The organism is Blautia sp. KLE_1732_HM_1032 (assembly GCF_025147905.1).
GTDB classification, from domain to species: domain Bacteria; phylum Bacillota; class Clostridia; order Lachnospirales; family Lachnospiraceae; genus Blautia_A; species Blautia_A fusiformis.
Map to the genome: position 1 here is coordinate 515,715 of NZ_CP102266.1, position 25,618 is coordinate 541,332.

At 38.0% G+C, this 25,618-nt stretch carries 27 protein-coding genes and 2 pseudogenes; 25 read left to right on the forward strand and 4 right to left on the reverse strand.

What is annotated here, in order from left to right; translation table 11 throughout:
• Positions 1–359 precede the first annotated feature (359 nt).
• From mobV to NQ489_RS02620, 8 genes are all read left to right on the forward strand, one after another.
• Positions 360–1,325 carry a MobV family relaxase gene (gene mobV, locus NQ489_RS02585; protein ID WP_001145977.1) on the forward strand — a complete coding sequence of 322 codons (966 nt, stop codon included), beginning with the start codon at positions 360–362 and terminating at the stop codon, positions 1,323–1,325.
• A gap of 7 nt (positions 1,326–1,332) precedes the next feature.
• On the forward strand, positions 1,333–2,187 hold the full coding sequence (locus NQ489_RS02590) for a ParB/RepB/Spo0J family partition protein (RefSeq protein ID WP_000743701.1): 855 nt from the start codon (positions 1,333–1,335) through the stop codon (positions 2,185–2,187).
• Positions 2,188–2,263: 76 nt separating this feature from the next.
• On the forward strand, positions 2,264–2,494 hold the full coding sequence (locus NQ489_RS02595) for a YdbC family protein (protein ID WP_000659121.1): 231 nt from the start codon (positions 2,264–2,266) through the stop codon (positions 2,492–2,494).
• Positions 2,495–2,564: 70 nt separating this feature from the next.
• The gene (locus NQ489_RS02600) at positions 2,565–2,756 is read left to right on the forward strand and encodes a hypothetical protein (RefSeq protein WP_000503424.1); all 192 of its coding nucleotides are present in this window, start codon (positions 2,565–2,567) and stop codon (positions 2,754–2,756) included.
• 53 nt (positions 2,757–2,809) lie between these two features.
• Positions 2,810–4,741 carry a recombinase family protein gene (locus NQ489_RS02605; RefSeq protein ID WP_227945577.1) on the forward strand — a complete coding sequence of 644 codons (1,932 nt, stop codon included), beginning with the start codon at positions 2,810–2,812 and terminating at the stop codon, positions 4,739–4,741.
• A gap of 167 nt (positions 4,742–4,908) precedes the next feature.
• Positions 4,909–5,580: a hypothetical protein gene (locus NQ489_RS02610; RefSeq protein WP_227945578.1), complete on the forward strand. Its 672-nt coding sequence runs from the start codon at positions 4,909–4,911 to the stop codon at positions 5,578–5,580.
• A 26-nt stretch (positions 5,581–5,606) separates the two neighbouring features.
• Entirely contained in the window at positions 5,607–6,215 is a 609-nt protein-coding gene (locus tag NQ489_RS02615) for a septation protein SpoVG family protein (RefSeq protein ID WP_227945579.1), read from the forward strand.
• 78 nt (positions 6,216–6,293) lie between these two features.
• Positions 6,294–6,536 (forward strand): flagellar export protein FliJ, encoded by a 243-nt coding sequence (locus tag NQ489_RS02620; protein WP_195191244.1) that lies wholly within the window; start codon positions 6,294–6,296, stop codon positions 6,534–6,536.
• Positions 6,537–6,868: 332 nt separating this feature from the next.
• On the opposite strand, the pseudogene NQ489_RS02625 reads toward NQ489_RS02620, so the two are convergent.
• Positions 6,869–7,632 (reverse strand): annotated as a pseudogene (locus tag NQ489_RS02625) (IS5 family transposase).
• Between the two features lie 244 nt (positions 7,633–7,876).
• Between NQ489_RS02625 and NQ489_RS02630 the strand changes: the two are divergent.
• From NQ489_RS02630 to NQ489_RS02660, 7 genes are all read left to right on the forward strand, one after another.
• Positions 7,877–8,407 (forward strand): hypothetical protein, encoded by a 531-nt coding sequence (locus NQ489_RS02630; RefSeq protein WP_021650219.1) that lies wholly within the window; start codon positions 7,877–7,879, stop codon positions 8,405–8,407.
• Between the two features lie 16 nt (positions 8,408–8,423).
• Entirely contained in the window at positions 8,424–9,638 is a 1,215-nt protein-coding gene (locus NQ489_RS02635) for an ABC transporter permease (protein ID WP_044960494.1), read from the forward strand.
• Between the two features lie 4 nt (positions 9,639–9,642).
• A complete protein-coding gene (locus NQ489_RS02640; RefSeq protein WP_021650221.1) occupies positions 9,643–11,043 on the forward strand; it encodes an ABC transporter permease in 1,401 nt (466 codons plus the stop codon).
• A gap of 5 nt (positions 11,044–11,048) precedes the next feature.
• The gene (locus NQ489_RS02645; protein ID WP_044960497.1) at positions 11,049–11,681 is read left to right on the forward strand and encodes an ABC transporter ATP-binding protein; all 633 of its coding nucleotides are present in this window, start codon (positions 11,049–11,051) and stop codon (positions 11,679–11,681) included.
• Between the two features lie 147 nt (positions 11,682–11,828).
• A complete protein-coding gene (locus tag NQ489_RS02650; protein WP_021650223.1) occupies positions 11,829–12,188 on the forward strand; it encodes a helix-turn-helix domain-containing protein in 360 nt (119 codons plus the stop codon).
• A 37-nt stretch (positions 12,189–12,225) separates the two neighbouring features.
• Positions 12,226–12,426 (forward strand): hypothetical protein, encoded by a 201-nt coding sequence (locus tag NQ489_RS02655; protein ID WP_259852638.1) that lies wholly within the window; start codon positions 12,226–12,228, stop codon positions 12,424–12,426.
• Positions 12,423–12,947 carry a LytR/AlgR family response regulator transcription factor gene (locus NQ489_RS02660; RefSeq protein ID WP_259852639.1) on the forward strand — a complete coding sequence of 175 codons (525 nt, stop codon included), beginning with the start codon at positions 12,423–12,425 and terminating at the stop codon, positions 12,945–12,947. The genes NQ489_RS02655 and NQ489_RS02660 overlap by 4 nt, the downstream gene beginning before the upstream one ends.
• A 543-nt stretch (positions 12,948–13,490) precedes the next feature.
• Here the strand turns inward: NQ489_RS02660 and NQ489_RS02665 are convergent.
• The 3 genes from NQ489_RS02665 to tnpA all read right to left on the reverse strand — a co-directional run bounded on the left by NQ489_RS02665 (position 13,491) and on the right by tnpA (position 16,009).
• Positions 13,491–15,107, reverse strand: a complete 1,617-nt coding sequence (locus NQ489_RS02665) for an IS66-like element ISRgn2 family transposase (protein ID WP_259852640.1) — start codon at positions 15,105–15,107, stop codon at positions 13,491–13,493.
• Positions 15,108–15,257: 150 nt separating this feature from the next.
• Positions 15,258–15,602 carry an IS66 family insertion sequence element accessory protein TnpB gene (tnpB, locus tag NQ489_RS02670; protein WP_009246070.1) on the reverse strand — a complete coding sequence of 115 codons (345 nt, stop codon included), beginning with the start codon at positions 15,600–15,602 and terminating at the stop codon, positions 15,258–15,260.
• Complete coding sequence (gene tnpA / locus NQ489_RS02675; protein ID WP_198013380.1) at positions 15,596–16,009, reverse strand: IS66 family insertion sequence element accessory protein TnpA; 414 nt, start codon at positions 16,007–16,009, stop codon at positions 15,596–15,598. Before tnpA ends, tnpB begins: the two co-directional genes overlap by 7 nt.
• A 180-nt stretch (positions 16,010–16,189) precedes the next feature.
• Between tnpA and NQ489_RS02680 the strand changes: the two genes are divergently transcribed.
• The 10 genes and pseudogenes from NQ489_RS02680 (at position 16,190) to NQ489_RS02725 (ending at position 25,602) form a co-directional block, all read left to right on the forward strand.
• A complete protein-coding gene (locus tag NQ489_RS02680) occupies positions 16,190–17,047 on the forward strand; it encodes a helicase-related protein (RefSeq protein WP_227945580.1) in 858 nt (285 codons plus the stop codon).
• The gene (drmB, locus tag NQ489_RS02685; RefSeq protein ID WP_021652668.1) at positions 17,047–18,813 is read left to right on the forward strand and encodes a DUF1998 domain-containing protein; all 1,767 of its coding nucleotides are present in this window, start codon (positions 17,047–17,049) and stop codon (positions 18,811–18,813) included. Before NQ489_RS02680 ends, drmB begins: the two co-directional genes overlap by 1 nt.
• Entirely contained in the window at positions 18,795–19,487 is a 693-nt protein-coding gene (locus tag NQ489_RS02690; RefSeq protein WP_021652667.1) for a phospholipase D-like domain-containing protein, read from the forward strand. The genes drmB and NQ489_RS02690 overlap by 19 nt, the downstream gene beginning before the upstream one ends.
• A 37-nt stretch (positions 19,488–19,524) precedes the next feature.
• Entirely contained in the window at positions 19,525–19,806 is a 282-nt protein-coding gene (locus tag NQ489_RS02695) for a hypothetical protein (protein ID WP_044962198.1), read from the forward strand.
• A 69-nt stretch (positions 19,807–19,875) separates the two neighbouring features.
• Positions 19,876–20,568 (forward strand): hypothetical protein, encoded by a 693-nt coding sequence (locus NQ489_RS02700; protein ID WP_021652665.1) that lies wholly within the window; start codon positions 19,876–19,878, stop codon positions 20,566–20,568.
• A 284-nt stretch (positions 20,569–20,852) separates the two neighbouring features.
• Positions 20,853–22,376: an RNA-binding domain-containing protein gene (locus NQ489_RS02705; protein WP_021652664.1), complete on the forward strand. Its 1,524-nt coding sequence runs from the start codon at positions 20,853–20,855 to the stop codon at positions 22,374–22,376.
• Positions 22,377–22,454: 78 nt separating this feature from the next.
• Positions 22,455–23,483 (forward strand): hypothetical protein, encoded by a 1,029-nt coding sequence (locus tag NQ489_RS02710; RefSeq protein WP_021652663.1) that lies wholly within the window; start codon positions 22,455–22,457, stop codon positions 23,481–23,483.
• A 37-nt stretch (positions 23,484–23,520) separates the two neighbouring features.
• Positions 23,521–24,357 (forward strand): DUF5677 domain-containing protein, encoded by an 837-nt coding sequence (locus tag NQ489_RS02715; RefSeq protein WP_021652662.1) that lies wholly within the window; start codon positions 23,521–23,523, stop codon positions 24,355–24,357.
• 182 nt (positions 24,358–24,539) lie between these two features.
• Positions 24,540–24,683: pseudogene (locus NQ489_RS02720) on the forward strand (DNA-binding protein); the annotation flags it as partial.
• Between the two features lie 208 nt (positions 24,684–24,891).
• Positions 24,892–25,602: a sulfite exporter TauE/SafE family protein gene (locus NQ489_RS02725; RefSeq protein ID WP_021652660.1), complete on the forward strand. Its 711-nt coding sequence runs from the start codon at positions 24,892–24,894 to the stop codon at positions 25,600–25,602.
• The last annotated feature ends 16 nt before the right edge of the window (positions 25,603–25,618 follow it).

Here is a 25,618-nt window from a genome sequence, read left to right on the forward strand (position 1 = left end):
ACCCCTGCGGTCAGAAAAATCTCTCCGATTTTTCCGACTGCGTTTACAGGGTGTAACACACTACACTTTGCCCTGCAAAGAGCCGTGTGCCAGACGTTCCCTCTGGACTCCCTTATGGCAGGTCTTACGCCCTGCTATCCTACGCCTTGCGGCTTCGGATAAAAGAACGGCGGCATGACGGTTACAGCTCTTGCGAGGGAGTATCCCAAAAACACCGTCACCATCGTCATGACCGTCATGCAGGGGATAAGGGTGACAGTTACGGCAATCGGCAGGGGGCATCCCAAAACTGCCGTCACCACCGTCACCGCTGTCACCCAAAGGGCAGTTACCCGCCGAAGAAAGGAAGATGATGGATTATGCCCTATGCAATCCTGCGTTTCCAGAAACGCAAAGCGGGCGGCGTTGCGGCTTGCGAACGCCACAACGAGCGGAAGAAAGAAGCCTACAAAAGCAACCCAGATATCGACATGGAACGCTCTAAAAATAACTATCATCTTGTCGCACCGCCAAAGTACACCTATAAGAAAGAGATTAACCGAAAGGTAGCCGAAGCAGGGTGCAGGACAAGGAAAGACAGCGTGATGATGGTGGAAACGCTCATCACGGCTTCACCAGAATTTATGAACCAGTTACCGCCCGAAGAACAGAAAGCGTATTTTACGATGGCTCTGGATTTCATTTCGGAGCGTGTCGGGGAGCAGAATATCCTCTCCGCAGTCGTCCACATGGACGAGAGAACGCCCCATATGCACCTCTGCTTTGTGCCGATTACACCAGACAATAAGCTGTCCGCCAAAACAATTTTAGGCAATCAAAAGAGCCTGTCGGAGTGGCAGACCGCCTACCATGAGCGGATGTCCTCACGTTGGAATCAGCTTGAGAGAGGTCAATCTTCGATGGAAACCAAGCGGAAACACGTCCCCACATGGCTCTATAAGTTGGGCGGCAGGCTTGATAAGCAGTATGGGGAAATCGTGTCTGCCCTGTCCGACATCAACGCCTTTAACGCAGGGAAAAAGCGTGACAAGGCTCTGGAACTGGTTGCCGCATGGCTGCCCGAAGTGGAGAAATTCTCTAAGGAAATCGGCAGACAGCAGGCGTATATCGACAGCTTAAAGGAGCAAATCGGGCAGGAAGCCGACTATGCAGGGCGTATGCGTGATGAAAAGTACGAGCAGGAATTAAAGGTGCAGAAAGCCAACCAGAGGATATTTGAATTGCAGAGAACCAACGAGCAGATGGGGCGGCTGCTCTCAAAGATACCGCCAGAAGTGTTGGAAGAATTACAGAGAACAGGCAGAAACAAATCAAGAGAAAGGTAAAAAGTGAATGAAGAAACAGGATTTTAAGGTGTTAAAGACCAAAGATTTATACCCGTTTCCCGACAATCCGTTTCATGTTGTGGAGGATGAAACGCTGTCAGAGTTAGCGGAAAGCATCAAGGAATTTGGCATTGTCACGCCGATAATCACACGCCCGAAAGAGGACGGGAACGGTTATGAAGTGATTGCGGGGCAGCGGCGTGTCCGTGCGTCCGAACTTGCAGGTATAAATACCGTGCCTGCATTTGTCCTGCCCTTAGACCGTGACCGAGCCATCATCACCCTTGTAGACAGTAATTTACAGCGTGAAAATATCCTGCCATCGGAGCGGGCGTTTGCCTACAGGATGAAATCCGAAGCCATGAAGCGGCAGGGTTTCCGCACAGACTTAACCTCGTCACAAGTTGTGACGAAGTTGCGGACGGACGACAAAGTGGCACAGGGCTTCGGCGTGGGCAGGATGACCGTCCAGCGTTTTATCCGCCTGACGGAACTGATACCGCCGATTTTGCAGATGGTGGACGAGGGGAAAATCGCCCTCACACCTGCGGTGGAACTGTCCTTTTTGAAGAAAGACGAGCAGGAAAATCTCTTTGCCACGATGGAGAGCGAAGAAGCAACGCCCTCACTCTCACAGGCACAGCGGATGAAAAGCATGAGCCAGAGCGGGCAGCTTGACATGGATATGATATTTTCCATTATGACGGAGGAAAAGGGAAACCAGAAAGAAACCTTGAAAATCAACACAAGCAAACTGAAAAAATACTTTCCGAAGGACACAACGCCGAAGCAGATGGAGGAAACCATCATCCGACTTCTGGAACGTGAGTTGCAGAGAAAACGGAGCAGGGACAGCCGCTAACCTTCTTTTTTCGGGAAGTAAATGCAGGAATTTGGAACAGAAGAAAGACAGAATTTTAAGGAGAATGAGGTAAGGAATGAAAGAAATCCAGTATGAGATTGTAAAGGAAATCGCCGTATTGTCTGCGAGTGACAGCGGCTACACAAAGGAAATCAATCTTATTTCATGGAACGGGAGAGAGCCGAAATATGACATCCGCAGCTTTTCCCCGAACCGTGAGAAGTGCGGAAAGGGTATCACGTTGAACGCTGATGAAGCAGCGGCACTCCTTGAAGCATTACAGAAAGAAGTAAACAGCGGGGATTGATGGTATCTGATTGACAGGGCGGGGCGTTTCCAGACGTTCTCCTGCCCTGTCTGGAAAGGAAGATTTAAGTATGGGCGAGGATAGGAAAACAACTGGAAGAAGAAAGCGTATTGTGCCAAAAGGGCAAGTACAAATGATTATCAGTCGAGAATATATCGGCACACAGACCGTTGCAGAAGCGTTTGTCCCGATTATCTCCGAGGATATTCGGAAGAAGATTGCCGAGGGCGACACCTTCGACAATGAGGGGCTGTCCGCTTAGAATGTACGCAATGGAACATGAAAACGTTAGGACAGATATGGAGGTTTTACAGTATGGCAGGAATAAGAACGGAGAACAAGATTTATGAAGTCGGCATTTACTGCCGCTTATCAAAGGACGATGGCACGGATAACGAGAGTGCGAGCATTGCGACACAAAAATCCATCCTCACGGATTATGTGAAAAGGCAGGGATGGCATTTAGCAAAAACGTATGTTGACGATGGCTACTCTGGAACAAATTTCCAAAGACCAAGTTTCCAGAATATGATTAAGGACATTGAAAACGGGCTGATAAACTGCGTGATTACAAAAGATTTATCCCGTCTGGGGAGGAACTATCTTGATTGTGGGTTATATCTGGAAGTCTTTTTCCCAGAGCATAACGTGAGGTATATAGCGGTCAATGACGGCGTGGACACCTTAAACAAATCCGCTATGGACATCACGCCTTTCCGCAACATCCTAAACGAAATGTATTCTGCCGATGTGTCAGTCAAGATAAAATCGGCGTACCGTGCGAGGTTTCAGCAGGGGAAATTCATGGGAACAACAGCCCCTTATGGCTATGTCAAAGACCCTGCCGACCACAACCATCTGCTGATAGATGACAAAGTTGCCCATGTGGTAAGGGAGATATTCGACCTTGCGTTAGCGGGCAACGGCATCGCCAAAATCCGCAAGCACATCAACAAACAGCATATCCTACGCCCTGCCGCTTATGCGGTGGAGCAAGGGGCAACAGGCTATGAGCGGTACTTTGAGGATAACGAGGAAAACCGTTATATTTGGAGCGAGAACAGCGTGAGGGGCATTTTAAGAAGCCCGATATATGCGGGCAACCTTGCAGGCTACAAGCGGATTGCAGCCAACATGAAAAGCAAGAAACGCCCCTCTAAGCTGCCCGAAGAATGGGAAGTGATACCAGACACCCATGAGGGGATAGTCACGCAGGAGGAATTTGACACCGTACAGCAGCTTATGACGAGCCGCAGGCGGGAGCAGAACGCAGGGGGATTTGAGAATATCTTTTCGGGCGTTATCAAGTGTGCGGACTGCGGCTATGCGATGCGGGCGGCGAGTGCCAACAGGAGGAAACGCCCCGACATCATCGACTGCGTACAATACACCTGCAATAATTATGGCAGATATGGCAATGTTATGTGTACCGCACACAGCATTGAAGCGAGGGACTTATTCAATGCCGTCCTTGCCGACATCAACCGCTTTGCGGATATGGCGGTCAATGATGAAAAGGCGGTCAGAGCCATAGAAAGGCGGCTCACGGAAACAGACCAGAGCAGGGCGAAATCATTAGAGAAAGAAAAGAAGAAGCTGAACAAACGCCTTGCGGAGCTTGACAGGCTGTTTTCCTCTCTCTATGAGGACAAGGTAATGGAGCGTATCACGGAGCGGAATTTTGAGATGATGTCGGGGAAATACCAGAAAGAGCAGCTTGAAATTGAAGCACGGCTGAAAGAGGTAACGGAAACGCTCAATGACAGCTATGAGAAATCGCAGGGCGTGAGGGACTTTCTATCCCTAATCCGCAACTATCAGGGGCTGAAAGAGTTGGACGCAACCATCATAAACGCACTCATAGACAAGATACTTGTTTCGGAACGTGAGAAACTTGCGGACGGGACAGTAAGGCAGGAAATCAAGATTTACTATAAATTCATCGGCTTTGTCGGTGAATTACATATCACACCCACAAAGCGGTGGACGGCGTTAAAGCCTAAAAATTGTACGGTGTGCGGTGTTGAATACGTCCCCAGCTCTGGAATATCAAAGTATTGTCCCGCTTGTGCTAAGAGGATACAGAGGGAGAAATCAAACGAGAGCAAACGCAGGAGTAGGGAGAGGAACCGAAGGGCATGTATTGAACTGTCCGCAAAAAATGACCGACTGATATTGAACAGCGGGAAGGGCGTATTATCCGCCAGGGGAATGAAAATGAGGAAGTCAATATTTATCGCTATGTAACAAAGGGTTCTTTTGATGCTTATTTATGGGGCATTGTAGAAACAAAACAGCGGTTTATCAGCCAGGTATTTACCAGCCGGGAACTGGCAAGGATCTGTGAGGATATAGATGAAACCGTATTAAACTTTGCAGAGATTAAAGCGGTAGCTTCCGAAAATCCCCTGATTATGGAAAAAATACAAGTAGATAATGAAGTGGCACGTCTGAGAATCCTGAAAACTGCACATGAAGGGAAACGGTTTGCCTTGCAGGATGCGGTTACGTTCCAGTACCCGAAAAGGATACAAAGTCTGGAGAAAGAACTGCAATCGCTTCAAAAGGATTTGGAGCGCAGGAACCAGGCTATGGAAGTACAGCCGGAGTTTGCAATCACTCTGCAGGGAAAAGTCTATGAGAAGCATAAAGAAGCAGGGGAAGTCCTGCGTGGGATTATAGAAGGTGTGACAGCTTTTACCAGGCACGAAGTCGGTATGTATAAGGGATTTCAGGTATTTGTCCAAAAGGATATGATGGGGCCGGTATTGTTCCTTCAGGGAGAGAAGGAATATAGTGTGGAGTTAAAAAGCAGTGACTCCGGCAACATGGTCCGTATAGAAAACCGCTTGAATGCCCTTGATAAAGCAGTGGAGGACGTTCAAAAAGAAATTCAGACCTGTGAAAATGAGATGAAAAATGCAAAACAGGAATATGAAAAGCCCTTCCCGTATGAGGAGCTTTTAAAAGAGAATATTACCCGGCAGATGGAGATTGATGCAGAACTGGAAATCAAGGACCAGGAGGAGTGTGTGGAAGTACAGGAGGAAACCAGAAACCTTCCATGCCAGACAGCGGTCCGGTAACGAAAAGTAGAAAAGGAGATCACAATATGGAATATAATATCAGAGTATATAAACCGGAATTGAAACAGGAAGAAGGAAAGATCAATAACCTGAGAGGGTTTGCTACCATTACTTTTGATGAGGACTTTTGTGTGAAAAGCCTTGCGATTAAAGAGTCCTCGAAAGGAAATCTGTATCTGGATATGCCCCGTTACAGGGATTACGAAACAGGGGAGTATGTTCCTTTTTATCGGTTTACCGATAAGGAATTTCAAAAGGAAGTGCTGGATACGGTAAGGGAAGCCTATGAAAATATGACGGAAACTAAAATAGACTGTAAGGGCAGTTGGGGAGAGGAAGAGCTGTATTACAATCTGAGTGTAAATCCGGTACAGGGAAGTAATACCTTTAAGGCAGATGTAGCCATTCGCCTGCAGGACGTGCTTGCAATTCAGCAGCTTCATGTGATCCAGGCGTGGAATGGAAAAACCTTTGTGGGTATGCCCCAGAAAAATTCTGCAAAAGGAGAACGGGAGGACATTGCCCATGCTGTCAATGCAGAATTTAAGGCAGATCTGGAAAGTGCAATTATGGACGAATACAATAAAAAGATGGAATATGCCAAAAGCCAGAAACAGCAGCGAAGAGGGAGATAGGAGCTATTTATAAAAAGACTGGTATTTTTGGAACAATAATGGTAGAATGAAGAAAATATCAGCATGGGAGGAAACAGTATGCCAAGACGTAAAAAAGTAGAAAATCTTTCTCTTGAAGAAATGCTTATGAAGACAGAACAGGAGATTAAAACAACAGAGGCAGAATTAAAAGACCTACGATTGAAAGCAAAAGAACTTAGGAAGAAGATTGAAGATAAACAGAAAGATGAAATCTTTAGCGCCTTACTTGCTTCTGGAAAAACAGTGGAAGAGGTCATGAAGTATTTAAAATCTGGGAATGAAGAAGAAAAGGCGGAATAAAGAAAAATGCTGTTACGGGCGATTATAAAAACCTGTAGCGGCATTTTTTTTAGTAATTTTTAAATCATTGTCTGATAGTGATGTTTCATTTTTCAGTATGGACATTTTTATTTTTTCTATAAATCCTATACATCTATAAGCCAATTCGAGAATTGTGATAGACAAAATTTGAGAGATAGAATGTTTATGATTTTCAGTAATGAATATTATCAGGATGCGACGGTCTTTAGGTATCAATCTGTATATTTGAAAAATGCAAATTGTTTGAAGGAACAGGAAATAAATTTTTCATCAAGACTACTAGAGCGTGTTTGAAAAACATTTGATTTTGTTTATTTTAACCAAATTAGAATAGACGCAATGCATATGAATCCCAGATAGGTAGCAGCCAGTTTGTCATAACGCGTGGCTATTCGGCGAAAGCCCTTGAGCTTGAGAAAATATTTTTCAACCAAGTGTCTTTCTTTATAGAGCCACCAATCACAATGTCGTTCGAATTTAGCACCCTTTCTGGAGGGAATTGTAGGCTCACCTCCACGTTCATAGATATAGTCCAGAAGCTGGTAACTATCATACCCACGGTCCGCTAGTGCATTACTTCCCTCTATATCAATATGTTCTAACACCGGAATCGCATAATTGATATCATTGCGCTGTCCTTCGCTGAGCATGACATACAAAGGATAGCCATAGGCATCTACGACCGCATGGATTTTTGTGCTGGCACCTCCCCTGCTGTGTCCGATTTCATTGGGAGGCCCCCTTTTTTTGCACCTGCACTATGCTGGTGCGCCTGTACGATGGAAGCGTCCAGAGACAATTCCTCGAGTTCAGCCTCCATGCTTAAAAGTCGGAAGAGATTATCGAGAATTCCGTCGTCAATCCATTTTCGAAAGCGGCTGTAAACGGTTTCCCAGGGACCATAGCGTTCTGGTAAGTCACGCCAGGGTGCACCACTGCGGGCAATCCACATAATCCCATTAAGGATAGTACGGTTATTTTTGCGTGGACGCCCCTGCTTCCCAGTATTTTCAGGAGGAAGTAAGTCAACAATACGATTCCATTCATCATCGGTTAATTCATATCGCCGCAACATAATAAACACCCCTTTTTCTTTATTTTAACATGAAAAAGGTTATAAAAACATATGTTTTGTGCAACTTTTAATTTTCAAACACGCTCTAGGGGAAAAAAAAAAGATTTTGAGTTATTTAGATGAAAGTTTTTTGGAGATGACAGCATAAAAATAAAAAAAAAATAAGTAAAACATATAAAAAATATATACTAAAATGATACTGTTATTACAATAGAACTAAATGTAAAAAAATGGAGGTAGCATAATGTGTAGAAAGAAAGCGTTGTTTGCTATATTGTGTATATGTTTTTCCTTAGTTGCTTGTGAAAAAAAAGAAGAATTCACAAATAACAAAATGAGTAGCGAGTATGCTCAAAATCAAGCGGATTATAATCAGAATAAAGTTAACGGTGATCAAATTCCGTCACAAAATGCTAAAACGGAGGGTACAGATGTTAACGATAATTCTGATTTACAGATAGATATCGAAGATGCCTTAGTTTATGGGAACGTGAGCCAATTGATAGAGAATGGCTGTATATTGCAAAAGGGAATAGAAAATGATGACGAGTATGCTGCTCCGGTAGGAGAGGAACAAAAACAGAAAGAGGAACAACAAATAATTTATGATTCGGATGTCACAGTTTTTGTTAAATATTATGAAAATGATGCATATGAAAAAGCAACTTTAGAGGATATAAAAAAGAATACATTTATATATGTATTTGGAGAAACTGGGAATAATAATAGTATTATTGCGGATCAAATTGTCATTTTGAGAACAACAGTAAAATAATAGGAAGTGATTAATCGTGTTTTTTTTGAATAGAGCATTTAAGTACATTGTTCGTAAGAAGAGTCGTACATGTATTTTAATTTTGGTATTAATAGTAGTTAATATTTTAAATATTACTATGTTGACAATTAGAAAGAATACTAGTTCTTTGCAAAATGAGATTAAGCAGGATACGCAATCTAAAATAGTCATAGAGAAGAAAAATAATTGTGATATTTCTGCAGAAGATGTTTATTATGTAGAACAGAATAGTGAAGTGACAAGTATCAATAAAATTAGTCTGCAATATGCTTATCCAAATAATTTTAATAACTTTAAAGGCAAGATAGAGGATAATTCAAGAGAAAAAATGGTTACATTGTATGGATATGATGACTTGTCAAAAGATAGTAGATTTGCAGAGTTAGAAATGAAACTGATGAAAGGTGAATTGATAAGCAGCAAAAGTAAAAATGAGATTGTGGTTAATCAGAAATTAGCAGAAGAAAATTCCTTAGGTATAGGAGATAAATTAGTTTTTGAAAATGCCGGTAAAATTGTTGAAGGAACCATTTGCGGTATATATGAATCAAGTGTTCAGGATAAACAGCCGGATACCATGATTTCTTTTTATAGAATAGAAAACATTATATTTGTCAGTCAAGATATTGTTCATGAACTAAATAATAAAGACGTATATAGTAAAATCGTTCTATATCTTGCAGAACCAGAAAAAATTAAAGATGTAGAACAACAGATGATGGATTACTTTGGGGAAAATGCTGAAGTCAGTATATCCGATAGTATGTATCAAAAAGTACAAATGCAGTTGCAACAGCTTGAACGAATCAGTAATTTAGTTTTATGGGGTATTACTCTTATTACTTTTGCTGTAATTACTTTGCTTTACTGTATTTGGATTCGTGATAGAAAAAAAGAAATCGGTGTTTTTTTGAGTTTGGGATATACAAAAAGAAACATATTTTTTCAAGTATTTACAGAATCAGAAATTCTATTATTCATATCAGTGATTGTAGGTTTATTTTTAAGTGGTAAAATTGCAAATCTAATAATGAATATTTTTAATGACGCACAGGTTTCAAGAATAAATTTAGATACAACGATAAATTTTAAAGTTGCATGTCAGGTTTTTGCTTTTGGAACCGGGATTATTCTTGTTGCTATATTAATTGCTACACTAAGTTTATTTTTAAAAAAACCAAGAGAAATTCTAGCAGAAATGGAGGATTAAATTCATGGGGCTTATACAACGAGCCATTCTTTCCGTATGGAGAAAGAAAATCAAAACATTATTGTTTTTAATTATAATTGTTGTTATTGCTTGTTTTGAGTTTGCAATAGGTTCAACAAAAAATGCACAAATTATTATTCAAAATTCAGCTCAGGCTGCTTCACAAAAAAGTTTTAGAATAGAGTTGAATCTTACTGACTATAGACAACGTTTAATGGACATACCTGTAACCAAATTACCAAATGGAGCAACTTTGTCTACAATGCCTGATAATCAGTTTGGATCTGTATTAATGGAGGACGTTCAACGAATAGCTGAAGCAGAGGGGATTCAATCTTATAATATTACTACTGCGACTTTTGCTGTAAATCCATATAATTTTAAAAGGATAGAAGATAGTGAAGCTGACCAATATAATGACCCGCAAGCTGTAACTTTAAGAGGAAATCTGAATATGGAAAAAGATAAGGATGTGTTAAAAGGAAATCTGGAGTTGAAAGAAGGTCGCTGGGGAAATGAAAAGGATTTAAATGTCTGTGTTATATCTGATGAGATTGCTCAAATGAATAATTTGAGTATTGGTGATAAACTAGAATTTAACGATTATAAGGATAGAGAAAACTCAAATGTATATACAGCGGAGATTATTGGAATATATCTAAATGCAAAGTCAATAGATGCTTTAATGCCAGGCGATACATATCGGGGGGAAAATATAATTTTCACCGATTTGGATTTTCCGGAAAAGGTTACTCAAACGCCAGGAGACCCACTATATCAATATGCAACTTTTTATACCAAATCAGGTCATGACTATAATCAGGTAAAAGAGAATATAAAAAAAATAAATATAAATTGGAAGAGATATGATTTAATTGATGATAGTGGTGCCGTTGAACAACTTAGCGAAAACTTTGGTAATATTTCTGAAATAGGAAATATATTATTCATAATTTGTACGGCGTCAGGAGTGATAATAGTATTTTTGAATTTTTTATTCTGGGTTAAGCAACGACAGAAAGAAATTGGTATTCTTATTTCGTTAGGAAAAAGTAGACTTGAAATTATAGGACAGTTTTTAACAGAGGCAATTTTAATTGCTTGTATTGCTTTTTTTATATCAATCTTTATATCACCTATTGTTGCAGAGAATATGAGTAACTATATTGTAATGGAGCAAAATAATCAGAATAGAGAAAGTAATCAAGTACTATCAGAACAAATTGAGGGACCAACCAATTCAGATGAGATAAGTGAGAAACTGGGGGCTGTGGATGTGCAAGTGACACCTATAATGTATGCAGAAAATTTTCTGCAAATTTTCATAATAATTATTGGTGCAATTATATTAATGAGTTTTTCTATAATGAAGAAGAAGCCTAAAGATATATTATATGCGAGGTGATTGATATGATATTAGAGTTAAAAAACATTTATTACAAATATAACAATAAAGATAAATATATTCTGGACAATATTAATCTTTCTTTTGATAAGAAACAAATGTATGCAATCTTGGGTGCAAGTGGAGCTGGTAAAACAACCTTACTTTCATTATTGGCAGGACTTGATTTACCTACTAGCGGAAAAATTGTTTATTCAGGAGAAGAAGTTAATAAGCATACATTAAATTTGCACAGAAAGCGGCATATATCTCTGGTTTTCCAGAATTATAATTTGATTGATTATTTAACTGCAGAAGAAAATGTTTGTTTAGGCGGTAAAACTGATGCCCATAAGTTACTTGAAGCAGTAGGGATTATACCTGACGAGTTTAAAAGATTTGTTACTCAGCTTTCTGGTGGACAACAACAAAGAGTAGCTATCGCAAGAGCGTTAGCTAGTGATGCAGAAATTTTATTGGCGGACGAACCTACAGGTAATTTGGATAAAAAAACGGAAACAGAGATTATTAATTTATTATATAAAAGTGCACATGAAATGGGGAAATGTGTAATAGTTGTAACACATAGTAGTATTTTAGCTGAACGTGCAGATCAAATTGTAAAACTGGAAGATGGTAAGGCATATAAAGTCAAATAAGTAGCAGATAGCAACGTTGGGAGACGTTGCTATTATTATACCTATAATTATACCCACTATATGAGTGAACACATACCAATAATGTGAGTAATTTGGAAAAGAAAAAAAGTTACGATATACATATTGAATAATAGTGAGGTATATAACATGGGAAATCGTTTACAACTTTTAAGGAAAACTCGTAACTTGACACAAGAAGTGGTTAGTTCTGAATTAGGAATCTCTCAACAAACATTGAGTAGATGTGAAACAGATATTACAACATTACAAATTGATTTGCTTTACAAAATTTCTCAGTATTATAATGTTTCTACAGATTATGTATTGGGGCTTTCAGATAGTAAATGGACAACCGAGCAAAGTGTTATGTTAAATCAATGTATTTCGAAATACCAGGAGTTTTTTGATGCATTTGAAACATTGGATGAATATGATAAAGAGTTAATAAGAGGTTTGATTGCGCAAATGAAGAAATTAAAAAATAGAAAAAATAACAACATAGGATAAAGTTTCTTCTTCATTTTCGCTTTATGAGGATAAGAAAATGATTAAATTTGCAATTTTGTCAATGAATAACAATATTTCTGGCTGGCTAGATCAACATATTAGTATATTAGGTAAAAAGTATTATATTGATTTTGATATAGATGTTTTTGTGGGAATTGAAGAAGTTGAAAGGGCAATTGACGAGGAAAATGGTTATTATGATATTATAGGATTAGATACAAAAATAAAAAAAGTATGAATATTGAATTTATAAAAAAGATAAGGACTACAAATGAAAAGACAATTATAATTTTTTTAATAAAACAAATAGACGATATAAAAATTTGCTTAGAAATTCAGCCTTTTTTGATTTTGAGGAAACCATTTAGTCAGGAAGAGTTTGAAAAAGATGTACTTGCTGCTTATAAAAAGTTAATTACAACATCAGTATTTTTTGAATATAAATTCAATAGAGCTTTTTTTAAAATATCGTTGAAGGATATTTTGTATTATGAAAGTGATAAGAAAACCATTTTTATCAATACAACATTTGGTGTAAAGCAAATATATGGTAAAAAACTTGATGATATTGAAGCCGAATTGAATAAGTCGAAATTTACCTTTCTTAGAATTCATAAATCGATATTAGTTAATACTCTTTTTATTACGAAAATTACAAAAGGGCAGGTATTTCTCCTAAATAATGTATCATTGCCTATGAGCGAAAGTGGTTACAAAAATATTCAAAATAGGTTAGATGGGGGAATCAGTGTAATATAGTTATCTGGTAGTAAATTCTGGTATTAATACAACTAAATAATTATTTGTATTAATTATGCAAAATAAGTGAACATATTTTTCGAAGAAAAAAATTTTATAAATATAGTGTTTTATCGAATTTACTATGTACAACGATATTTTTTTATTAGTATTAGCTATACAGTATAGCAGAATCGACTAACTTATGCGTGCATGATACATCTGCAGGAAGATCATCTATCTGATTTTGGAAAAAAATTGAAAGAGAAAATCAATACACTCCGGTGTCATATAACGGATAACTATAATCATAGAAGAGCTGTGGAATTATTCTTTTCGCTGAATATCTACCACATACGTTGTGCCATAGTGCCACACAACAAGTTCAAATCAATAGCAGTTTATATGTGAATTGTCAAAGTGTTCCGGTTACTAGAAAGTAGCCGGATATTTTTCTGCCAGAGGTTGATATTTAGTAGATCCAAAGTAAGCGCAAAATATTGCTACGCTGCCCATGAATCACGCTTGCACCAAAATGATAGATGCAAGCGTTTTACTCTATGTTTAGTTTTGACAGTTCGCTTTCGCAGTCTCGCTCCATGGGGCAAGCTGTTCCAGCTGTTCATCTGACATTTTAGCGTCTGGCCGCTGTGATAAGAGGTATGTCAGATATTTGTAGGTATTCAGGTCATTCGCTTTTGCCATCTCAACCATTGTATACACAATAGCGCTAGAGGCAGCTCCCTTCGGACTGGCACTGAACAGCCAGTTTTTCCGGCCAACAGTGAATGGTCTGATTGCATTCTCGCTAAGATTATTGGATAAACTGCAATGACCGTCTTCCAGATAGGTCATCAGGGTGTCTTTCCGATTTTGGGCATAGTTCACCGCTTTCGCCAAACGGGTTCCCTTATTTGGACGCTGTTGATCCAGCCAATTCCAGAATGCCTCCAGTATCGGCTTCTCCTTTTCAAGACGGAACTGTTTTCTCTGCTCCGCAGTATGATTTTTTGCTTTTGAGTACCGCTCACAATCAAACAGCTTGGAGCAGAACTGTACTCCCTGCACTGCCGGAAGGCTGTAATCATACTCTTTCCCTTTCGGTATGGCATCTGTGAAGTAACGTCTCACATGTGCCCAGCAAGAGCAGCGTTTGATATCCGGCAGATTGTTATAACCCTGGTATCCATCAGTCTCCAGATATCCGCTGAACCCCTGCAAGAAAGATGCTGCATGGAACTTTGCCCTTGTCTCTGTGTAATGATAGAGCAGGATCGGCGAAAGCCCATCTTCTCCACTGCGGAAGAGCCACATCCAGGAACCTGTTTCAGGATTGCGCTCCGGCTCATTCAGTACCTGAACCCGGGTTTCATCTGCCATCAGATATTTACGCATCCGTAACTGACGGTGAAAATAATCATAAACATGACAGAGGTAATTCTCGGCACAGTAAATGATCCAGTTAGCAAGCGTAGCCCGGCTTAATGGGACACCCAGCTGCTTCCATTCCGATTCCTGCCGGTTTAATGGCAGGCCATTCTGGTACTTCTGGTGCATTGCCCATCCTACAACGGATTCCGATGCATAACTTTCTGGGATCAATGGTTCCTGGACAGGCGCTTTGACAAATGTCTGATCATCCGGGTGTTCCTCTGATATGGCACATTCCGGGCATTTATAGGTTTCACGATAGATATTTACTACTTTCCCTTTGGCAGGGGTAAACCGGAATTCATGGCGGACGAATTCTTTCCCAATACATTCCATCTGTGTTCCGCAGGTTGGACAGTTCCGCTCCTCCTCCGGAAGAGAAATGATCTCGTCGCAGGAAGGAACATTTTTAAAGAGATCTGCATGTGTCCGTCGTGCTTTTCGCTTATGTTCCGGAACAGTGATGTCATCAGGAAGTTCCTGTTTCCATGTCGGATCTGCTTCCTGCTCGGCTTCATCAAAAAGATTCAGCTGACCATCGATATCTTTCCGTTTTTCACTGGAAGTACCAAAAAGCTTCTTCGTGAGATATTCAATCTGCTGACGAAGGTTTTCTTTTTCCAGACGGTCTGCTTCCAATGTTTTTTGTAAAGACTGGATCAGTTCTGTCTGTGTGGAAATCGTCTTATTCAGTTGGTTGATCAGGTCCTTGTACGCGAGGATTTTTGAATCTTTTGAATTACCGGCCATATGTTTTCTGCTCCTTTTTCACTGCTCTTATTATACCATAAAAAGCAATGAAAAAGAAGCAGAAAACCCAGTATTTACAAGGGATTTCAGACATGATATAGGGTGAGAACCCCCTCCCTTTCTGTTGGTTGGCATAGATGTTTTACGCGATCATTCCGTAGGTTTGAATGCCTTTGGCTGTTCGATTTCAAGCCCGGACATGAGCCAGTCGAATTGCTGCCAGGTCAGTTGCTTTACTTCCAGCTGATTTCTGGGCCAGCGGAACCTGCCCTGGACTTCCATGCGTTTATACAGCAGCACAAATCCGTCAGACTCCCAGAGCAAAGCTTTGATCCTGTCACAACGTTTTCCACAGAAAAGATACAGGGCACTTCGCCTTGGATCCATATGGAGTTGATCCTCTACAATAGCACACAGCCCGTCAATGGATTTCCGCATATCCGTTCTGCCTGTTACGATATAGATTTCATCGGCGGCTGTGATATCCCCTAACATTCCAACTCCTTCACAATGCGGAGCGTTTGAGCCAGAAGCTGAGGATCTGTTCCATTTGGTATTGTTAGATGGAAGCTTCCTACAGACAGCTTCATTGGCTCTGCTACGGAAAGGTTATTTCTTTCCGTAGCTACCGGAATCACATTGAATGGCTGTTCATATGGGAGCGGGTCAGTATCATGAAAATCCATTCTGACAACTTCCTGGCTTTCCGGTGCACGATAGCTGCGTCCGGTTGACGCTGGCAAATCCACACAACCTTTCTGACGCAGCCTTTTTACCCAGTTGTAAAAAGTCCCCGGTTTGATGTCGTGTTCCACACACCATTGATGATCGGTCAATCCACTTTGACGGCATTCCATGATGAGACGGTATTGTTCTTCGGCAGGTATTCTTTTGCTTCTCATGAGCACACCTCCATAAATCGGATAGAGTAAAATGCTCGCATCTATCATTTCTGGCAAGAGAAGATAAAGTGAAATGCTTGCATTTTCTAATGATTATTATGGAATGATTTTTAGGGCAACACAATCCGTCGAATTATTTTGCGCTTACCATTGATTGGGTACTTTAATAGTATTCGAGAATTGGGTGGTGCAGTGCGCCTTCTTGACGACGATATAGCAAGCCGTATTCGTGTTGTAAAGAATAAATATAATAGCTCAGAACAGAGGTATCTCAGTTTTGAGGGAAAGAAGGAAATTACATCTCGCATACCTTCATGGGATATTGCGCAGATTCTTGAAAAGTTAGCAATTTCTTATGATAAAAACAAGGAGAAGCAAGGCTGTTATGATGTTGTTATTGCAACTAATATGATAGCGGTAGGTATGGATGTTGACCGTTTAGGACTTATGTCAGTTGTAGGTCAGCCAAAGCAGAACTCTGAATATATTCAGGCAACAAGCCGTGTGGGTCGACAGCATCCTGGAATTATTTTTACTGTTTATAATCCTTACAGACCAAGGGATTTGTCTAATTATGAGAATTTTGTTGGTTTCCACTCACAGATGTATAGATATGTAGAAGGAACTACAGCAACGCCATTTGCGGCTAGAGCTAGAGACAGAGTATTACATGCATTGGTAGTTTCTTTACTAAGATTACAGGTAGAGACGATGGCTGATAATGGTGGAGCATCAAACATTAATGATATTTCTGATGAACAAATCAAAGATATAAAAGACAAAATTCTTGAGCGAGTCAAGATAACTGCACCATCGTCTTATGTAGATACAGAGAAAGAAATGGATGAGTTTATCAATACTTGGAAGAACATTGCAAAAGACGAAAAGCTATATTATTTTGTTCCAGCAGTAGCTGATGATAAGAAGAGGCTGCTTACATACTATGGCGAATATTATGGAGACAAAGAAAAACCAACACTAAATTCTATGCGTGATGTTGAGCAATCATCAACAGTTTTTTATTGGGAGGGTGTCTGATGAATTTTTATAAAAAATTGGGCGAGATTCGTCCGAATCAGTTAATAACTACATATGGACCAGGCTCGATAATGGATGCTGTAAATGATTCATTGACAGTTTTAGATATAGAGTACTGGGATACTAACAATATTGGTAAAGAAATTAGAGATGCAAGATTGGCTAGTTATATGAATGTTCGACGATTCTTTATGCCAAAGACAGGTGGAAAAGAGGATATTCCAGTTGTGTCATTTCCATACTACCATGTGTGTTCAAAGGGAACATGTAAATTTTTATTTGATATGAGAGATTATTTTGATATGGACCAGTACAAAAAGAATCAAGGTGAAGTGAAATGCCCTAAGTGTGGATTTCCAGCATACCCTTCGAGATTTATAACAGTATGCGAAGATGGGCATATGGACGATTTCCCTTGGAGATGGTGGGTACATCATGGAGAAACAAGTTGTAAAGAAGATATGTACCTAAAATCAATGGGCAATACTTCATCACTTGCAGAACTCCGTGTTGAGTGTAATTGCGGTGCAAGGAGAGTTATGTCTGGAGCAATGCAGAAGGAAAAATTTGCTGGTCTATGCTGTTCAGGAAACCATCCGCATAGACCAGGAGCAAAGGCGAAAATTTGTAAGAAGAGTGTAATACCTAGCCAGCGTGGTGCATCTAATGTGTATTTTACAGTCACAAGAAATGCAATATCAATTCCACCTTGGACAAATCCTATTAATGATATCATGGGTGCACAAAGAGCAACTATTGAAACATTGGTAGAGGCTATGGGAGAAGAGGCAGGTCTTTCATTTGCTTATCAGAAGTATTTTGGAGATAAATATTCTTATGAAGACTTTAAAGCGGCCTATGATAGATTAAGCCAAAATATCAAAGAGTTTACTGAACTTAAAGAAATGGAGTATGCAGCTATTACGCATCATGAGGATGTCGAGTATCAACATGATGTTAAGTACTTCAAAGCAGAAGAAGTTGCTTTGAGTGAAAGTTTAAAAGAGTATATTTCTAGGATTATTAAAATACATAGATTACGTGAAGTACGAGTTTTGACAGGTTTTACAAGATTGGAAGCACCAGAACCAGAAGTGGATGAGCAGTCACATATCGTAAAATTGAAGTGCTCTTCGGGAGAAAAATGGCTTCCGGCAGTCGAAATCAATGGTGAAGGTGTATTTATTGAATTAAATAAGGAAAAAAAAATAAACCAGTGGATGCAGATAGAGACTGTGAAATCTCGTTCTGATAAATATGAGGAATGTTATGCAGCATATTGTCAGAAAAAAGGATGGGAGAATTTTAAACCAAGAAATGCAGAGTATGTGTTGTTACATACACTTTCACATATGTTGATTAAGGAAATGTCTATGCAGTCAGGATATTCATCATCTGCATTACATGAACGTATTTATAGTAGTGAAAATATGTGTGGAATTTTAATTTACACAGGTGCGGCGGATAAGGAAGGTTCACTAGGTGGACTTGTTGAACTTGGCGAAATGAATAAGTTTTTGCCACTTTTAAAAGGGGCATTGGAGAATGGTTTAACATGTACAACAGACCCAGAATGCTTTATGAAGAATCCGACGAGTGAGAGATTAAATGGGGCTGCCTGTCATTCTTGTACTATGATATCAGAAACTGCATGTGAAAATGGTAACCGCCTACTTGATAGAGCATTAGTTGTACCGGTACCGGAGCATGAGGAAATGGGATATTTCAGAGAATTGGTGAGAGATTTATGTGGAATACAAGTGTAAAAATCGAATATATCGCAGGTCTGATTGTAGATGCACTTGAAAATTATTCTGTTAATAGAGAGAATGCACAGTTTCGTCTTGTGATTGAAGAACTTAGAAATCATTTTACTAATTGTTCTGAACAAGAGATAACAGATATAATCAGCCTTTGTATGAAGATGTATTCGTCAAAGAAAATTGAACACGCAGAACTTGTTCTTACTGCACCAGATTCATTCCGTGTGAAAACATTAAGAACCAAAGATACAATGCGTAATATGATAGAGAATACGGAAAAGAGTCTTACTATAACTGGTTATTCAATCTCAGATTATTTTGCCGAAATGCTCGATGTTATTATTAAAAAAAGCCAGCAAGGAGTATATGTTCGTATATATGTAAATGATATAGAAAAGCAGAAAGAAGCACTTGACAGGCTGATGTCATATCGTTCGAGATTCTTACAGATATATGAATATCAAAAGCAAGAAGATGACAAGATGGCAGCATTGCATGCGAAACTTATTGTATCAGATGTAAAGAAATCACTGGTGTCGTCAGCTAATCTTTCATATCACGGAATGCAAGGAAATATTGAAATGGGATTCTTGATTGAATCCCATGATAAGGCAAAGCAGATAGAGGAAGTTATGAAAGAAATGGTAAGAATGAAGGTGTGTGGAAAATATCAATGAATTTTATACATTTTGAGTAATGCGAGGAAGAGAAAGTATGCCTATGTTTGATATACCGGAAGAAATAGATGAAATAAAAATAAAAAAAGATATAAATGATTTTATGAGAAAAATCCAAGAAGAGACAAAACCAGAAAAATGTATTCTTTGTGGAAAAGAACAGACTAGTTTTTGTAATTCTCATTCTGTACCTAAAATGGTGCTCAAGAATATTGCCAAAGCAGGTAAACTATATCATGCAAATAAGTTGATTGAAATACCTGTTGTAGACAAGGAAAAAGGTATAAGTAATTCGGGAACTTTTTATTTTATTTGCTGAGATTGCGATAGTAAGCTGTTTCAAGAGTATGAAAATGTAGATGCCTTACAAGAAATACCGACAGAAAAAATGCTGGCAGAAATAGCATTAAAGGATATTTTGCTAATGCTTTCTAAACGAAATCAGGAAAAAAGAATATATCAAAAAGGAAAACAGAAAGGTATTTTGCAAAATGTTGAAGTAATGGAAGAAATACAGCAACTTGATAATAAAGATTATATGGATGAATTGAATTTATATAAGGATGTTTTGTATAAGAATTCTTGCAATAATTTTAAGATTATCATGTGGAAAAAAATTCCATATGTAGTTCCGATTGCAACACAAACATTAGTAGCATTACCAAAAGATACAGAAGGTATTGAGATAAATAATATTTATGATATGAGACCAGAGGTAAGGATGCAAAACATTCATATAGGTGTGTTTCCGATGAATGACTATTCGATTGTTTATGCTTTTTATCATAGACGAGATAGGTTATATCGAAGACTGCATCATCAGATGAATTGCATGTCTCTTGCGAAGAAACTAGAGCTTATTAATTACTGGATTTTTAAATATACAGAGAATTATTATATATCACCCGAAATACAGATTGTGATAGATAAAGATGATAAATTAAAAGAACTGAGTAGGGAAAACAATGGAATGCCTAATCTTGGTTATGTTACAACGATGGATTTTCTGTTTCATAAGGATGAGATAAAACCGAGTGAAGTTACTAATCTATTAAGAGAAATGTATGCAGTAAAGAAATAAGGGATAACTATGGAAGATAATTTGGGCTGTGAAATAGAAAATTTTTTGATGTTGGACCATAACAGGACTTATTGGAATTATTAAAGCGATTATATAGATTTTTAGTGTTAGTTGTAAATGAACGTATGATGAGTAAGTATGTTCATAAGTACCTGACACCTTGAATTATTAATATTCAAAATGATATTGGATAAAAATATGTTTAGGAAAGAAAATTTTAAGTTCAATTGATAGAAATACACTTATTGTTATAATTTAAATAAAAAAGAAAGCAGGTGCAACACATGAATATGCAAGAGTTAAAGGAACTCATTTACCAAGGCGAAAAAGTTGATATAGAGTGCAAAAAAGCAGAAAAAAATGTACCAAAATCTGCGTATGAGTCATATTCTGGATTTGCCAATACAAAAGGTGGATATATCATACTTGGAGTAAGAGAAGATAAAACAAAGACTGATCCGAAGGAACGATTTATAATACAAGGAATAGAGGATGCGCCTAAGCAGAAAGAAGATTTTTGGAATACAATTAATGGGAATAAGGTGAATATAAATCTATTAACAGATGATGATGTAAAGATTGTCGAAGATGGCAGTATAAGTCTAATTGTGATTCATGTTCCTAGAGCTGATTTTAATATGCGTCCGGTATATGTTGGTGAAAATCCATATAAGGGAACATATAAAAGAAATCATGAAGGCGATTATCATGCGACAGAGCATGAGATTAGAGGAATGATAAGAGATCAAAATCCAGAGGGCAATGATAATCAAATAATTGAGTATTATACAATGGATGATATTGATAAAGAAACATTAAGAAAATATCGTCAGATTTTTGAAATCAGAAATGATGGTCATGTATGGAATGCTTTAGATGACAAGTCTTTTCTTGAAAAGTTGGGTGGCTATAGGAAAGATAGAAAAACTGGAGTAGAAGGCTTGACATTAGCAGGACTTTTGATGTTTGGTACAGGACAGGCTATCAGAGAACGCTTTGATAATGTTTTTATGGACTATCGTAATGAGAGTCAAGTGACAGCAGATATTCGCTGGAATGACAGAATTACCTATGATGGCACATGGGAAAATAACCTGTTTAATTTCTTTACCAAAGTAACACCTAAATTAACGGAGGACTTAAAAAAGCCATTTAAATTGGAAGGTGGCGTTCAGCGTATAGATGATACTCCGGTTCACAAAGCAGTTCGTGAAGGTTTTGTAAATATGATTATTCACGCGGATTACTTAATGGATGCAGGTGTGCTAAAGGTAATTAAGAGGTCAGACTCATTTGAATTTACAAATCCGGGAATTTTGAAACTTCCGCTTGAGGATATTTATCGTGGAGGCAATTCAAAGTCAAGAAATCCTCATATGCAAACTATGCTTAGATTGGTTGGATTTGGCGATAATGCTGGCTCAGGATTCCCGACAATTCTTGCTGTGTGGAAGTCAGAAGGATGGATAAAACCAGAATTGATAGAAGATACCAATCTTGATCAGGTGACACTTGTGATGAAGATGGAAAAGGAATCTGATGATAAATCAGCAGAAAAATCAGCAGAAAATTCAGCAGAAAATTCAGCAGATTTAAAAAACAGGGAAGGAATGGCGTTATCAGAAAGGCATCAGCAGATTTTAGCCATTATGGAGGCTGGTATTGAATATAGTACGGAACAGGTGGCAGAAAAGATAGGTTTAAAAGGTCCAAGGACAAGACAATTATTAAACGAATTAGTGAATAAGGAGTTATTGGCTTGTATTGGAACAACTAAAAGAAGAAGATATATTAAGCCTGTGGATTAAAAAATTTCAGTCTTATTATTGCTAAATATGAAATGCTGATAGATGATGGCTTGCCGATAATAGATAGGTGGTGGATAAGTGACAAATTCAGAAAAGCTGTTGAGTTCTTTTTCGGAAAATTATTTTTATAAAGAACTTGTGTATGCAGATTTAAAATTTACTCCTATAGGTGGAACAGAAATAGAGTTAGCAGATTTGATAATAAATCTCGAAGATATTATTCTTGCGATTCAACTAAAGGAGCGGAATGAAAAGGATAGGACGCAGGACAAAAATATAGAAGAGAAGTGGCTGAAAAAGAAATGCAAAAAAGCTAAAGAACAGATAAAGGATACGATTTCATATATTACTAGTGAAAAAGTCTCTTTTATAAATGCCAGGGGAAAGAAAACAATAATTAATCCGAATGCAGAGGTTGTTCCACTAGTGGTTTTTGAGAATGATAGTATTTCTGAATATGAACATTTACTTCGAAACCACACTAATGACGGCTTGGCAGTTAATTGTATGTCGATATATGATTTCAAACTTATGTGCAAGCAGTTGCTGTCCCCAATTGAAATCATTGAATATCTCAAGTGGAGGGAAGTGTTTTATAAGAATAATGGACCGATTAATTTGCTGATTACAGAAACTAATAACGGATTTGTTTTAAGTAAACCACAGAAGAATGAAAATTTGGTACAGCAATATTTATATGAAAAGTATGGAGAAAATGCGATATACGAAGACAGATTGTATTATGAACTTTTTAGGCAATATGTATTAGTTTTATATGAGCATAAGGAAATTGAATCGGAAATTAATGGATGTTATGAGGTAATAAAATTTTTGGCACATTTGTTTCGTGACGAAATTAAATGTTTTGTTGAAAGAACAGAAAAAGCACTTTTAATTGCAAAAACCAAGAAGTTCAATTTGGTAGGTACATTACGTAATGTACAGAAAGAATATGCTATAGTATTTACAGCAACGGAGCAGATACCATCTGAAAAACTGTTACCTGTAGTTTTTGAAAAACAAAAAGTTCATACCTTATTACAGGTAATAACATATTGGGTTAATGATAATGAGTATATGATAGACTTTGTTTTATGGCAGGGATAATAGAGAAGATTAATTATTGAAATAGAGAGGTATACAAATGGATAATGAACTTATATGCAATAAGCTTATAAATCAATACTTGTTACGAGGCAGAAAGTTTGTAGAATATGCTTGCTTTAGATATGGATATTATAATGCTCAAATAAGTGGCAAAATTGGAAATGGATTTGTTGATGATTTTCAATATTTTGTTTTTACAAAGAGTATTAAGAGTTTAGGCTCAATAAGAGAATTACTAAGGCTTGGACATGTTGAAGATGTATTTATTATTCTTAGAACATCATTTGAAGGATATATAGCAAGTAGATATATAGATGAAGAATATAATACTGATATATTGAATGATTTTATTTTCATTCCTCAATTGATTGCGGCAAGAAAAATTATTTATCAAAATGGAAAAGCAGTAGAAAGAGGAACTCAGGAAATTATTGAATATATACAAAGGAATCCATCTGACATGAAACTTGGAAGAGATAAAAGGTATTTTTATGATTTTTATGCTTTTCTGTGTAATTATGCACATTGCAATTTTTCAATAATAAATGAATTTATTGATGATGGACAGTTTTCTTGTGATAAATCAGATAATATTTATATGGCAAAAGTTATGACTCTATTTGTGTATATAAAGTTGTTTGAAAGTATTGTAACTGTTGAAGGAGAAGATTTTTTGAATTCAAGAGAAGAAAAAGAATGTTATAAATTGGTTAGAGAATCTACAAAGTTTATATATGATAGACTGGAAGAGTTTTCAAAGTATAACTGTAAAACAGCGAGTGATGAACTTAATAGGCATATGCGAAATATGTTTAAGAATATGAGAAGTTCACTTAAAGAAGAAGTAGGAAGTATAAAAAAGGATTTTTTGTAAGAAAGATATTTATTATAAAGAATAGTTAAGTGTTTACTTGAGAATTTCATTAAGAACAAAGCAGAGACAGGCACGCTTGACATACTAGCGTATTCTTGTTATTAAATAAACAACGACTTAACCACAAAATCTGCTGTTAAGCCGTGACAAATATTATAGAAGATTTAAACAAGAGGAGAGACGGAGATGCGGATGAAGCAGTAGAAGCTTTTATCAATGAAACACTGGAGTATAATCCGGATGTGAAATGTTCTCATCACGAGCACAGCCACGGGGAAGGACATACATGTGGCGAGCATGGATGTGGAAGCCATAGCTGTCATTAAGAAAAATAGCAAAAAATAATAATACAAAAGAATGTGTCAAGGTAATGGAGAAAGGCAACTGTTGACTTTTGCCTTTTAGCGTGTTAAAATCGAGAGTGTAGAAAAACAAAGACGTTTTGCAGTCATTATTGCAAAGCGTCTTTTTATTTTATCAGCAGTGATAAAGAGTGTGCGGTAAACAGATAATACAGAAAAGGAAGAATGCTTTATGAAAGAATTGTTATTTTTGCTTGTATTGTTTGTTTCTAATGTTATTCAGGCTATCACAGGGTTTGCCGGTACGGTATTGGCGATGCCGCCTTCCGTTTATTTGCTTGGGCTGGATCATGCAAAGGTGGTCCTGAATGTTATGGCCTGGCTGTCCGGACTGATGATCGCAGTGACCGGATATCGACATATAAACTGGAAAGAATTGCTTAAGATGTCTGCGGTCATGTTGGTTGGAATGTTTGCAGGGATACAGATCTGCCGGATCGTGAAATCTGAAAATATTCTTTTGACAATATATGGAATCATAATCGTCGTAGTTGCATTAAAGAATCTGTGCATCCATACAGAGAAAAAACTTCCGGATCTCATTTTGTGGATAGTTCTGATCCTGGCAGGGATAATTCATGGTATGTTTGTATCAGGAGGGGCGTTACTTGTGATCTATGCAACACAGGTACTGAAAGAAAAAGAAGAATTTCGTGCGACAGTGGCCCCTGTATGGGTGGTGCTGAATTTTTTTCTGATGGTTACCCAGTTCAGGAGCGGCCTGGTTGGAACGGCAGATATTCGACTGATCTGTATCAGTATCCTGCCATTACTTATAGCTACATGGTTAGGTAAAAAGCTGGTATGTAAAGTATCTCAGAAGGTATTTCTGAATCTGACTTATATACTGCTTCTGATATCTGGAGTATCTTTGATCGTCTGATGCAGTTGATCACAGG